Consider the following 12105-nt stretch of genomic DNA (forward strand, 5'->3'; position numbering starts at 1 on the left):
CAATTGCTGCATAAACCGTGCAGGTTTTATGGTACAACTTCAATGTTTAAGCTTTTGGATGGAGTTCCTGTTATGGCAATATTACAAATGATACAATCATTCTTCACCGGTTTCTTTACAATCCTGAATCGGAAAGACTCGCCTTCGCGGATACCGGAAGGGAAATCGCAGTTATTGCGTACCATAAAAGCTTTTTGGTAAATACGATTGCCAGACTCCCAGTTGTTATCCACCAGTTCAGGATCAATATAACCTTCCGTAATGATGCAAGCGTAATATCTGGCGCAGCTGGAGCTACTTTTTACTATTGCAGTATATAAGGTTCCGCCAATATGCTCGCTGGTTTTGTTGCATTTGAATGCGCAAAGGGTAATGACCAAAAGGAATGCGGCTCCAATAGCTTTATAATTCATTGAGAAATAGTTTGTACTATCACAACGCATAAATCTTGTTGTCTGCAACAGTTGCCCGCTAAAATCTCAAATGCCTGATCGTTTGCCTGTTTTCAATCAATTGCCTCAGCGATTGTATGCCAATTTTTAAATGGTTCTCCACATAATCAGCAGTTACCTTTTTGTCGCTTTCTTCTGTTTTAACGCCTTCCGGAATCATGGGCGAGTCACTTACGAGTAATAAAGCGCCCGTGGGTATTTTGTTGTAGAAGCCAACGCTGAAAATTGTGGCTGTTTCCATATCAATGGCATAAGCTCTTATTTTCTGCAGGTATTCTTTAAAAGGCTCATCATGCTCCCAAACGCGGCGGTTGGTAGTATAAACAGTACCTGTCCAGTAATCGGTATTGGCTTCCCTGATTGTAGTACTTACTGCCTTTTGCAGAGCGAAAGCGGGTAGGGCAGGCACTTCCGGTGGGAAGTAATCGCTGGAGGTTCCTTCTCCACGTATTGCTGCAATGGGTAAAATAAGATCTCCTACTTTATTGCGTTTCTTAAGCCCTCCGCATTTTCCTAAAAACAATACTGCTTCAGGTTCAATAGCGGACAGGAGGTCCATTACGGTAGCGGCGGTAGGGCTACCCATCCCAAAATTAATAATAGTAATATTTTCCGCAGTAGCACATTGCATAGGTTTTCCTTCACCTACAATGGGTACATCATTCCACTCGGCAAACATTTTTACATAGTTGCTGAAATTGGTTAATAACACATACTTTCCGAAATTATTAAGGCTTTCTCCTGTGTAACGTGGCAGCCAGTTTTCTACAATTTCCTGTTTTGTCTTCATATATATTGCTTTAGCTAAATTAAACTTTTATTTTTGGACTGATGATTTTAATAGAGTATCCCAGGCCCGATTTTAAAATTGAGCTTCGAAATGACCAGCCTTTTATTTTCGATACCATTCGGCGGAAATGGTTATTGCTCCAGGATGAGGAATGGGTGAGGCAGAACTTTGTTCAATACCTTTTGCAGGTTATGCGCTATCCCAAATCTTTGATTGCGCTGGAAAAAGAAATATACCTTGGCGATCTGAAAAAGCGTTTTGATATATTAGTTTACGATTATAACCACAAACCATGGATGTTGGTTGAGTGTAAAAGAGAAAAAGTTCCTATTTCTGAAAATACCGTGCACCAGGTACTTCGCTATAATATTTCGATGCCGGCAGAATATTTGATTGTCACCAATGGTAACCAGAACTATGGATGGCAGAAAAAGACGGGCAGTTGCTGTCTATTTCGTCACTTCCTGAATTTATCACTCACCACTAAATCCTTACTGCCCGGTAAATAGGTATAAAATCCTTCTTCTGTTTTTACGCCGAGCTTTTGTGCTGCAACCATATTTACTAAAAGAGGACAAGGCGCATATTTAGAATTGCCAAATCCGTTATACAGCACCTGCAGAATAGAGAGGCATACATCCAACCCAATAAAATCGGCGAGTTGAAGCGGTCCCATGGGGTGTGCCATGCCCAGCTTCATAATCGTATCAATCGCAGCCACATCAGCTACGCCTTCGTGTAAAGTGTAAATGGCCTCATTAATCATAGGCATTAAAATACGGTTAGCTACAAAGCCGGGATAGTCGTTAGCTAGTGCGGGTGTTTTTCCCAGTTGTTTGCTTAGCTCCACAATGGTGCCGGTTACAAAGTTGCTGGTAGCATAGCCATTGATCACTTCTACGAGCTTCATAATGGGGACCGGGTTCATAAAATGCATACCAATAACCTGTTGAGGTCTTTGGGTAACCGATGCTATTTTGGTAATGGAAATAGAAGAGGTGTTACTGGCTAGTATGCAATCCGGTGGTGCAGCTTCGTCGGCCAGTTTAAATAATTGCAGCTTGATGGCTTCGTTTTCGGTGGCAGCTTCTACCACCAGCCGGGCCGTAGCTACCCCATCCTTTATATCCGTTCGTGTTTGTATATGTTGGAGGATCACCGTTTTTTGCTCTTCGTTGATCAATTCTTTTGCAATCTGGCGATCCAGGTTTTTAGATATTGTATTGAGGGCTTTTTGTAATTGCTCCGCCGAGATGTCGATCAGCGTTACATTAAAATGATGTTGTGCAAATACATGGGCAATACCATTTCCCATGGTGCCTGCTCCAATAACAGATACATTTTTTATCATACAGACTCTTTAGTTATTGGAAGATAATAAAAGTATCCAAGACTTTTGGCTGAAGTTGATGGCCTGGGAATCAGATTGAATGGTCTCACAAATAGTGCAGCGATACCCTGTCCTTTTTTCATGATATGAGAAATGATCCTTAAACGGTTTGCCAATTGAGAGAAGTTGGCGGTGCGCGGTATTGCTTAAAAGTGGAGCTTTTGTGAGAACAAACGCTTTTGCCCTAAGTTTGCAGTATGATGACCAGTAAAAAAATTATCTATGTTATTTTAACGCTGCTGCTGGCAGGGGCTTTCCTGTTTTTGCGAAACAAGCCGGAAGCTCATAGTGATGACCTGGCGAGTGATGGGATTATTTCGGGTATCGATAGCCTGACACGGGAAGACGTGGTAGTGCCCTATGTAAAAAACAGCAGCAGTTGCCTGTGTATTATATAAAAAGAATGAGGCCAGGGAGAAAGGATGGGATGCCTCGGCAGGTAATCTTTGTGAAGTGCTGCCCGGCCGGGCGATAGGTGGAGATGTATTCTCTAACAGGGAAGGAGGATTGCCGTCGGCAGAAAAAAGAAAATGGTTTGAGGCAGATTTAAATTATAAATGTGGCCGGCGCAATGCAGATCGGTTGCTTTATTCAAACGATGGATTGGTGTATGTTACCTACGATCACTATAAAACATTTCAGCAAAAATGAAGCAGGTGAAATTTGATTTTGAAAGGATAGGGACCGTCGATGACTTTTACCTGGTCGCTAAGCGTGAGTTGGAGTTGCCTGAATATTTCGGGAAAAACCTGGATGCTTTATGGGACAGTATTACCGGCGACATAGCGCTACCCTTGTCAGTTCAGTTTGTCAATATTTCCATGACACAATTAGAGACTTTTGAAAAACTGATCAGCTTATTCGAAGAGGCTGCCGAAGAACTGGGAGATGATTTTACCTTTGAATACTACCTGAAACCGATGTACTAAGGTGTAAATCCCTGCTGGTCATTATTGATCTCCAGCCAGTATCCGTCAGGGTCCTGCAGCCATAGCTGCTTAATCCCATCGGGCCTAGTAGTTACTCCGCCTTTCTTGCCGCCTGCGTCTTCCCAGCTAAGCTCATTCTTTTTGAGTTTTGCTATAAAAGCATCTAAGGATGGAACGCTAAAGCAGATATGATGGTTTTTATAGTATTCCTTTTTTGATCTGCTCCAAGGATCAAATGCAGCGATGTATGTGGCCCGGTTTTCAGCCAAACATGTTTGCCTATTTTAAAAGGCTCTTCTATCTGAGGCAGTCCAATAATGTTTTTATAGAAATCAGCTGCTTTTTTAAGGTCCATTACAAACAGCGCCTGGTGGTTTAAGATCGCTACTGCCTTACTGCTATCCTGTGCCTGGGTTTGGCTAAGGCCCATCAATAATATGAAAGCTATCAGCCCAAGCTTCAGCCATTTGGTAAAAAGGGTCATACTACTTCTTTTTAAAGAGTTCGTCTTTGGTAACAATTTTTACTTTGTCGCCATCTTTAAGCGTTTGGCTCACCATATTATATGGGCCGGTAACGATCATGTCGCCAGGCTGTACGCCATTGGTTACTTCAATATAATTAATATCCTGTATGCCTGTCTTTACTACTCTCTTTTCACAATGCCATCTTTCATCACAATAAACACTACTTCCTGCATATCGCTGGCGTTAGTTTCCGCTTCATCAGCATCCGTGGTATTTGCTTTTTCATTTTCCTTTTTTGCTTCCGCGATGCTCTTGTCACTGTCTTTGATACGAGCGTTCACCGAAGCTATTGGAACGGCAATAACATTGTTTTTTTGCTTGGTTTTGATGTCGGCGCGCGCATTCATGCCCGGTCTGAAAGGGAATCGAGATTTTCCTGATGGATCGATGAGGTCCTGGTAAGAGCTTTTATCCAGGCGAATTCTTACCTCGTAATTGGTGACTTCAGTAGTAGTGGTAGCCGCGCCGGTTGCAGACTTTACACTGCTGGCTATTTTGGTAACAATGCCTTTAAACTTACGATCATTGTACGCATCCACTTCGATGTCTGCATGATCGCCTATATTCACTTTTACAATATCATTTTCACCCACGTCCACCCTTACCTCAATGGTGTTCATGTCAGCGATGGTCATCATTTCGGTTCCGGCCATCTGGGCAGTTCCCACTACGCGTTCACCCTTTTCTATTTTTAGGGAGGATACCACTCCGGTCATCGGAGCAACAATAGTTGTACGGCTCAAAGTAATATTGGCAGTTGTAAGGCCTGTTTGTGAAGACTGAACTCCAGCCTGCAGACTGCGAATATTTTGAAGCGCTGCATCATAATTGGCTTTAGCGGACGACAGACCTGTTTCAAACTGTTCAAATTCGGCCTTAGATATAACGCGATCGTTATACAAGGTTTTATTGCGATTGTATTGCTGTTCTGCCTGATCCATAGTAGCTTTTAATGCTCCCAGTGCCGCTTTGCTATTAGCAACGGTGGCCTGCGACTGGCCCACTTTTGCGGCTGCTTCGTCCCTTTGTAATACATACACTTCAGGATAAACCCTGGCCAGCAGCTGTCCCCGGGTTACGCTATCTCCCTCGGCCACCGTAAGTTCGGTAACCTCGCCACTGATGTCGGGGCTTATTTTTACTTCATATTCAGGATAAATCTGCCCGCTGGCTGTTACGGTTTCGGTAATAGAACGTGACGCGGCTTTTTCAGCCGTTACGTCAAGGACTCCTTTGCCTTTATTCATATTTACGATAATCAAAAATGCGAGCGCTAAAACAGCCCCGGAAATGATCAGTATTTTTTCCAACGTTTACTCATTGATATATATAATTTGAATCCAGATAGCTATCAGGATGTGGTTGAAATGACTGCCCTGCTAAAGTTTTAATCCTAAGCCCTTATAAAATTCTAACAATTTAATTTTAAAAACATAATCATACTGTGCCGACACCAGGTTTATTTTGGCCCTGAACAAATTATTCTGGTTTAAAATAAGGTCAATAGGCTGTAATAATCCTACATCAAACCTTTTTCTGGCAAAATCGTATGCTTTTTGTGCAGACTCTACCGCTACCTGCGTAGCATTATATTTTTGAATAGCCGCAACCGCATTGGTATGCGCCTGGTAAATATCCTGTTTTAAGGTACGGCTGTCCTGTTCTTTCAATAATTGCTGGTTTTCTACATCCAGTTTAGCCTTTTGCCAGTTGATGCGTGCCGATCCTCCGTTAAAAATAGGAATATTCAAAGCCAATCCGGCATTTTGGCTGAAGTTGTTGCTAAGCTGTCTGAAATAGGTATTCTTATCAAAACCCTGTGGTACCCTGGTTTCTGAATAAACTGTATAATCCGTTTGATTGATATTTACAATCCCTGCTGGAATGGCGGTCATGATATAATCTTTCGGAATAATCCGTTGCGCATTCGAATAACGGGAGCTGAGCCCGCCAAAAAAGGAAATGGAAGGATACATCCCTGCTTTGGCTACTGCAACATTTCTTTCGCTGGCCAGCAAATTCAGGTTATTGATTTTTTGCTGGGGCAGGTTTTCTAAGGCAGATTGATACACGAGGGCCGGATCCAGGTCGGCAAGCGCTTCTAACGGGATGGCTTCAACGGGTGGTATCTCTATATCAAAAGGAACATCCGCATCCAGGTTGATCAATGCCTTCAGCTGTAGCAAAGACAAAATATAATTGGTCCTCGCAGTGATCATATTGGAACTATCTGTTGCATATTGGGTTTGCGCTTCCGCCTGGTTCAATTCGGGCAAGGCGCCCGCGGTTACCTGTTTTCTGATATTATTAAATTGCTCGCGGCTTTGGTCAACCTGAACCTGGCTGATATTAATTTGCTCTTTGTTGAGCAAGGCTGCCAGGTAAGCATTGGCAACATTAAGCGATACATCATTTTTGGCTTTTTCCAACTTGGCTGCACTAGCCTGGGCCAGGTAATTATTAGCTTTTACGGTATTCTTTTTAGCAAACCAGTTAAAAAGGTCTAGTCCTACATCCAGTCCGTGGTTGGCAAAAAGAATCTCATTTGTGGTAAACTGGTTAGAGGTAGGATCAATGGATCGTCCAAACTGCAAACCGGTGCTATGTTGACTATTAATTCTTGGGTATAACGCTAATATACTTTGGTGGTGCGTTAGCTTGTCAAAACGGACTTGTACATCAGCCTGTTTTACAGAAATATTGTTGACAACGGCATAATCCACACAACGTTTTAAAGACCACTTTTCCTGGCCCATCGTTATACTGCAGACTGCAATCAATAATAATAACACAAAAGATAGTCTCTTCATAAAATAAGCTAAATATTAGTAAAAATAAGATAGAATGCAGATATTACCTATACCGGGGTATTGGTTATGATTCAAAACTTCCGGAGTGGAATTTCCATAGGGACGCGTAAATGTTATCGGAACGCAATAACTCTTCGTGCACGCCTGATTCTACGAGCTTTCCGTTTTGCATAACCAATATGGTGTCACAAGTTCTAATAGTTGATAAACGGTGCGCTATAATGATGAGGGTTTTACCCTGTTGTTGAAACCATTGTAAGGCCTGTTTCGTTAAGATTTCGCTGGCTGGATCCAGGCTGCTGGTGGCTTCATCCAGTATTAAAATTTCGGGGTTCCGATACAAGGCTCTTACAATAGCCAATCTTTGGCGCTGGCCTCCCGACAGGTTTACGCCCTGTTCATTTAAAAGAGTGTGGTAGTTAGCGGATAACTTTTCAATGAATTCGTTAATTCCTGTTAGCTTGCATAGAAAAAGTATTTTTTGAATATCCGGTTCATATTCTCCGATGGCAATGTTTTCAATAATGGTTCCTGCAAACAGATCGATATGTTGTGGTACCACACCAATTAGTTGCCGCAGGCTTCTGTTAGAAATATGGTTCAGGTCCAGATCACCGATGGTAATACGACCTTCTTTGATAGGATAGAGGTTTTGCAGCAGGGACATTAGCGTAGATTTGCCGCTTCCGCTCTCACCTACAATGGCGGTGCTTTTTCCTTTTTCAATAGTCAGGCTCAGGTTGGTAAATACCTGTGACCTGGTGCCGTACCTGAAGGATACGCCTTCGAAAACAATATTGCCGGTTAATTCCGGAGTGATATGAACCTTGTTCGTATTATTGGTTTCCGTTTCGAGGTCAATGATCTCGAATAAACGATCAGCGGCAATTAAAGCATCCTGTATATTTTTATTGGCATTTATAAGCGAAGCTGCCGGGCCGGTTAAATACCCGATCAATGCATAGAAAGAAAGTAATTCGCCGGGAGAGAGTTCTCCTTTTATTACAAAATAGCTGCCCGCCCATAACAGGATAATGGTAAACAGCCGTGTGAAGAACTCAATGGCGTTTCCCGTATATAAACCATATACAGATGTTGTATAAATGGTTTGAAGTAATTTATAAAACAGGCTTTCTGTTTTTTCACTGGCATGTGCTTCCAGGCCGAATCTTTTGATCGTCCCGGCTGCGGTAAGACTTTCCACCAGTTGAGTCTCCAGTTCTGCACTATCTTCCATTAAAGTGCGCTGCCATTTTTTATTGATCTTGTTGCTGATAAAATAGAGGAGCGCGTAAACCGGTATGATCAGCAACATAATGGCTGCCAGTTTCCAGTAGTATAAAAACATCAGGCTGATGGAGAAACCGATAATGAGAACGTTAACGACAAGGGAAAGTGAAACGTCGTTTACAAACATTCTTATTTTAACTGCGTCGTTCACGCGACTTATAATTTCACCCACGCGCATAGTATCAAAAAACGCTGGGGCAATTTAAGCAGGTGCTTATAATATCCCAGTATCAACCGGGCATCTATTTGCTGGCCGGTTTGTAAGGCAAACAACGATTTATAATACCCTATCACCAGTTGAAAGATAAGTATGATAATCATAGCCATACTCAAAAGATTCAATAACCTGAGATTGCCTTCTACAAGTACAAAATCGATTATTTTCTGTAGATAGATCGAAGTAGATAATCCAAGTAAGGTGTAAGCCATGGCTCCAACGACGGCCTGTGCCATCACAGAACTATGCGGTTGTATTAGCTGCCAGAACCTTTTGATATTGGAGATTTTTTCGTTGCCTGTGGCAAAGCGTTCTCCAGGTACAATCAATACAATGACACCCGTCCAGCTTTCTTTGAATGCTTCGTGGGTTTGCTTGTACATTTTGCCATCAGCCGGATCCATTATAAGGATGTACCCGGAGGTTACTTTGTAGATCACCACATAGTGATGCAATTGATTTTTGAGGGTAAGGTGAGCAACGGCGGGGAGGGGTATTTTCAAAAGACTTTCAGGAGGACCTTTAGCACCCTTGGCCTGGAAGCCTAGCTTTTCTGCTGCTTCTACCAGGCCCAATACATTAGTGCCGCGTTTATCGGTGCCTGCAAACTGCCGGATACGACTGACCGGCAATTGGAGTTGATAGTGTGCCGCAATGGAAGCGAGGCAGGCGGCGCCACAGTCAGTGATATCTCTTTGTTTAATTTTTGATGCTTTTCTCATAGGTGTTAAACTGATTCGCCTATAGTTGGTTTGCCATGAATAATACGGCCCAGAGGAGTACGCCGGTTGTGCCGGTATATTATCCTGCGTTTTTTGTGTTGGGCGCGGCAGGATTCAGCCAATCATCAATCTTGTCGAACAGCAATTGCCAAAGGGTTCTTTCAGCTATCACAAAGCGGGCCTGAAAGGATAGTCCTTTTTCAGCCTTCCGCTAAACCCGTTTTTTAAGTGTAGTTGTGTGGTGTCGAAACTACAGCGGATTTTAAATACGGCTGCTCATCTACCATAGAGAAATCATTGTCGATGCTCAGTATCTTCCCTGTAACCACACCAAAATAGTTGTAATCAAAAGCATCCACCTGGAACCGGGCAGCCTGCCCTGTTTTAAGTAAGCCCACATCCCTTGTATTCACATAGCACTCTGCAACCAGCTTACTTTCAGGGGATATTGTAGCAATGATTTGGCCTGCCTGTACTACGCTGCCTTCGTATAAGTTATTGAAGCCTTGAATCACTCCACTCACAGGTGCTTTGATCTGGTAATTCTTTTTTCAGCCAGTATTTTGTTGCCGGTAGCATTGAGCTGCAATAATTCAGCTTCATAATTGGCCAGCTCCTGCTGCCACTGGGCTATCTGGTTGCGCGTAAAAGCCTCGTAAGCCGCTTGTAGTTTTTCGCTTTCCACCTGCTTATCAAAAGCCTCTTTAGGTGCAATCACTTTGTCATTTAAAAGTGAGTTATTCATATCGAGTTCGTGCTGCACTTTTTTAATGGAAGCTTGCTGATCTGCCAATTGGTACTTAAACCGGTTGAGCTGTTGTTTATACAGGGCACTGCTTAAGCTGCTAAAAGCAACATTGCCGCTGGAAGCGGTTAGTATTTTCAGATCATGTATAAACTGCCTGCGTTGGTTAATATCATAATTGTTGCTTACTGCCTGCACGGGCGATACCTCATCTTTAATGGAGACAATTACAGCACCGGCCTCTACCAGCTGCCCCTCTTCATAAAAGAGCTTTTCCACTATGTCCGAAACAACAGGTCTTATTTCACTGCGTTCTGTTATAGGACGTGTAATGCCGTTCGCACGGGTGGAGATAGTAGTGGAAATAAATGGTAGCGATATCAAGGCCCCGATCACCATTACTAAAATAGTCAGATAGATGATATAGGTTTTGGGTGTGTTCATCGATTAAAAGGGTGTTTACTATTGTGCATTAAACCCGTCAATGAAACCTTGCCTGGCATCTTCCCAATTGAGGAAAAACCATATTAAGAAGAACACAATAATGATTATGTAGATGGTTCGTTTATTGAGTTTCATAATGGGATTTGGTAATGATATTGAAGATGTTAATTACACTTTTAGTTGTTCTAAGCGAAATGTTTCTTTATAATGAAAACACATAGATTGTAAAGTAAGTGAATCAATACAACGGATAAGTAAGGATAGAATTTAGCTTTTTTGAAATATAGATAGCTGTAGTTGAGCGTAACTCCACCTAAAAAAGCATTTACACGGTATAGCCAATTATAGCCATGCATCAAAGCGAACAATAAGCTACTACATATTATAAACAGACAATTTTTATTTTCGTCTTTTATAACAAGGTCTTTCGTTAAATAAAGGAAAACTCTGTAAGAATAATACTGAAAAAAAGGGACTCAAAAATTGGAACAAGTATTATGCTAACAATTACCTCCTCGATTGTCGAATCCCAGACGATGGCATTGCTTGATAAAATGCCTTTTAAATAGTTGTATGATAAGTAAGAGATTACAATCGAAAGCAAAAGATTTATACTTATTATAAGGAAAATGAACTTGAGATACTTACCTAAAGTCATTGCTTGAAATTTTAGAATAAGATAGAGCGGGGAAATTAGATATAAAGTAGCTGACAGTTTTCTTCGCTGAGATTTTCTTCAACTGCATAATGGAAAAAACAAGGCTGCCTTGACCTATTGGGGCAGCCTCTTGTGAAGAAAAACTTTATTTATAAAAGTATTTTGAGCCTTCCGAAGCCCCAGCGATAAAGGCGCGGAACCCATCCCAAACAGCTCTTGCTGTGTAAACACCATAGTAAGCTATATCATTAGCAAATGAGGTGTCCTGTGACGGAGTCTTGCCCCCATAAATATCTTTTAATTCTACTTCAGTCAATTCTTTTAGCTCTACAATATTTTCCATGATTTAAAATTTATTATGTTAGCGAGGATTGTTTTTGTCATAATCTTGCCAGGCACTCGTTGCTCCGCTTTTAATGTCTTCCCAGTTGTCGATTACCCATGCTGCAAGGCCACCCCATCCCAGCTTTTTTGCCCAGGACGGAACTTTACCACCATCGACAATAAATTTTTCTTCTGGTGTTAAGCCAGTTAACCCCAATTTTTCCAGTTCGATTGTTTGTGTCATAAATTAGTTTTTAAAGTGTTTTCAGATACTCGTCTTAAGTGCTTTGCGGGCACAGGGCATACAGCATTGCTCCCTCATGGTGCGTCCACCAATCTTTGATTTTTAATACTAAGTGGTGTTCGAGATAAGATGTTAGCTTCTATATCACGGCCAGCTTTCCATATGAAGTTACTATCAAAAGATGTCCAAAAGCAAACCAATTTTGATATATAATTATCTATTTTTTATATATTTTATATTTGCTATTTCTTGAAAGCTTTTGTGACTTATGCAATATTGATAATGCAGCAGACAACTTCCTGATTAACTTTTACCCATTCATAGTAGAACATCTTTAACATAATGCCATAAACAACAAATATGGAAAATACCCATTGAGAGACGGAGCACCGAAATAAGAAATACGAATAGAAAACAAGATTCACATAATATGATCAGCAAGGCAAATTGGACCAGTTTAACTAAAGTCATTAATTACAATGTAATCAATACCGGGATTTGCTTGTAAAAAGTAAAGCAGCCATATTTATAGCTGCTTTACTTCGATTAATAGCCTTTGGTCT

General features: G+C 41.6%; 16 protein-coding genes and 1 pseudogene. 4 read left to right on the top strand and 13 right to left on the bottom strand.

All coding sequences use genetic code 11. From position 1 onward, the window contains the following. Positions 1-26: 26 nt before the first annotated feature. Both MKP07_RS14765 and MKP07_RS14770 read right to left on the bottom strand, forming a co-directional pair. Entirely contained in the window at positions 27-413 is a 387-nt protein-coding gene (locus MKP07_RS14765) for a hypothetical protein (protein WP_240847876.1), read from the bottom strand. Between the two features lie 58 nt (positions 414-471). Further along, positions 472-1242 (bottom strand): AMP nucleosidase, encoded by a 771-nt coding sequence (locus MKP07_RS14770; RefSeq protein WP_240847877.1) that lies wholly within the window; start codon positions 1240-1242, stop codon positions 472-474. 41 nt (positions 1243-1283) lie between these two features. On the opposite strand from MKP07_RS14770, the gene MKP07_RS14775 reads away from it, so the two are divergent. Beyond that, the gene (locus MKP07_RS14775; RefSeq protein WP_240847878.1) at positions 1284-1751 is read left to right on the top strand and encodes a type I restriction enzyme HsdR N-terminal domain-containing protein; all 468 of its coding nucleotides are present in this window, start codon (positions 1284-1286) and stop codon (positions 1749-1751) included. Here the strand turns inward: MKP07_RS14775 and MKP07_RS14780 are convergent. Next, complete coding sequence (locus tag MKP07_RS14780; protein ID WP_240847879.1) at positions 1700-2593, bottom strand: 3-hydroxyacyl-CoA dehydrogenase family protein; 894 nt, start codon at positions 2591-2593, stop codon at positions 1700-1702. The genes MKP07_RS14775 and MKP07_RS14780 overlap by 52 nt on opposite strands. 236 nt (positions 2594-2829) lie before the next feature. Here MKP07_RS14780 and MKP07_RS14785 point away from each other — a divergent pair, with 236 nt between their 5' ends. Genes MKP07_RS14785 through MKP07_RS14795 form a run of 3 tightly spaced genes read left to right on the top strand, consistent with a single transcriptional unit; the run spans position 2830 to position 3561 of the window. Further along, complete coding sequence (locus tag MKP07_RS14785; protein WP_240847880.1) at positions 2830-3030, top strand: hypothetical protein; 201 nt, start codon at positions 2830-2832, stop codon at positions 3028-3030. A gap of 55 nt (positions 3031-3085) precedes the next feature. Next, entirely contained in the window at positions 3086-3283 is a 198-nt protein-coding gene (locus MKP07_RS14790) for a ribonuclease domain-containing protein (protein WP_240847881.1), read from the top strand. Beyond that, positions 3280-3561 (top strand): barstar family protein, encoded by a 282-nt coding sequence (locus MKP07_RS14795; RefSeq protein ID WP_240847882.1) that lies wholly within the window; start codon positions 3280-3282, stop codon positions 3559-3561. The genes MKP07_RS14790 and MKP07_RS14795 overlap by 4 nt, the downstream gene beginning before the upstream one ends. A 163-nt stretch (positions 3562-3724) precedes the next feature. On the opposite strand, the gene MKP07_RS14800 is transcribed toward MKP07_RS14795, so the two are convergent. The 10 genes and pseudogenes from MKP07_RS14800 to MKP07_RS14840 all read right to left on the bottom strand — a co-directional run bounded on the left by MKP07_RS14800 (position 3725) and on the right by MKP07_RS14840 (position 11542). Next, complete coding sequence (locus MKP07_RS14800; RefSeq protein ID WP_240847883.1) at positions 3725-4045, bottom strand: VOC family protein; 321 nt, start codon at positions 4043-4045, stop codon at positions 3725-3727. Between the two features lie 162 nt (positions 4046-4207). Continuing rightward, positions 4208-5398 carry an HlyD family secretion protein gene (locus MKP07_RS14805; protein ID WP_240847884.1) on the bottom strand — a complete coding sequence of 397 codons (1191 nt, stop codon included), beginning with the start codon at positions 5396-5398 and terminating at the stop codon, positions 4208-4210. 69 nt (positions 5399-5467) lie between these two features. Beyond that, complete coding sequence (locus tag MKP07_RS14810; RefSeq protein WP_240847885.1) at positions 5468-6898, bottom strand: TolC family protein; 1431 nt, start codon at positions 6896-6898, stop codon at positions 5468-5470. 64 nt (positions 6899-6962) lie between these two features. Then, positions 6963-7856, bottom strand: a complete 894-nt coding sequence (locus tag MKP07_RS42540) for a peptidase domain-containing ABC transporter (protein ID WP_394803657.1) — start codon at positions 7854-7856, stop codon at positions 6963-6965. A 36-nt stretch (positions 7857-7892) separates the two neighbouring features. Then, positions 7893-9127, bottom strand: a pseudogene (locus MKP07_RS42545) (peptidase domain-containing ABC transporter); the annotation flags it as partial. Between the two features lie 224 nt (positions 9128-9351). After that, complete coding sequence (locus MKP07_RS14825; protein WP_240847888.1) at positions 9352-9651, bottom strand: HlyD family efflux transporter periplasmic adaptor subunit; 300 nt, start codon at positions 9649-9651, stop codon at positions 9352-9354. Beyond that, entirely contained in the window at positions 9648-10316 is a 669-nt protein-coding gene (locus MKP07_RS14830) for an HlyD family secretion protein (RefSeq protein WP_240847889.1), read from the bottom strand. The genes MKP07_RS14825 and MKP07_RS14830 overlap by 4 nt, the downstream gene beginning before the upstream one ends. Before the next feature lie 185 nt (positions 10317-10501). After that, positions 10502-10732, bottom strand: coding sequence for a CPBP family glutamic-type intramembrane protease (locus MKP07_RS42550; protein WP_394803658.1), 231 nt, complete (start codon positions 10730-10732; stop codon positions 10502-10504). 387 nt (positions 10733-11119) lie between these two features. Then, the gene (locus MKP07_RS14835; RefSeq protein ID WP_240847890.1) at positions 11120-11317 is read right to left on the bottom strand and encodes a hypothetical protein; all 198 of its coding nucleotides are present in this window, start codon (positions 11315-11317) and stop codon (positions 11120-11122) included. An 18-nt stretch (positions 11318-11335) separates the two neighbouring features. Continuing rightward, positions 11336-11542 carry a hypothetical protein gene (locus tag MKP07_RS14840; RefSeq protein ID WP_240847891.1) on the bottom strand — a complete coding sequence of 69 codons (207 nt, stop codon included), beginning with the start codon at positions 11540-11542 and terminating at the stop codon, positions 11336-11338. Positions 11543-12105: the final 563 nt, after the last annotated feature.

The sequence above is a fragment of the Paraniabella hibiscisoli genome, assembly GCF_022512515.1.
In the GTDB taxonomy this organism is placed as follows: domain Bacteria; phylum Bacteroidota; class Bacteroidia; order Chitinophagales; family Chitinophagaceae; genus Niabella; species Niabella hibiscisoli.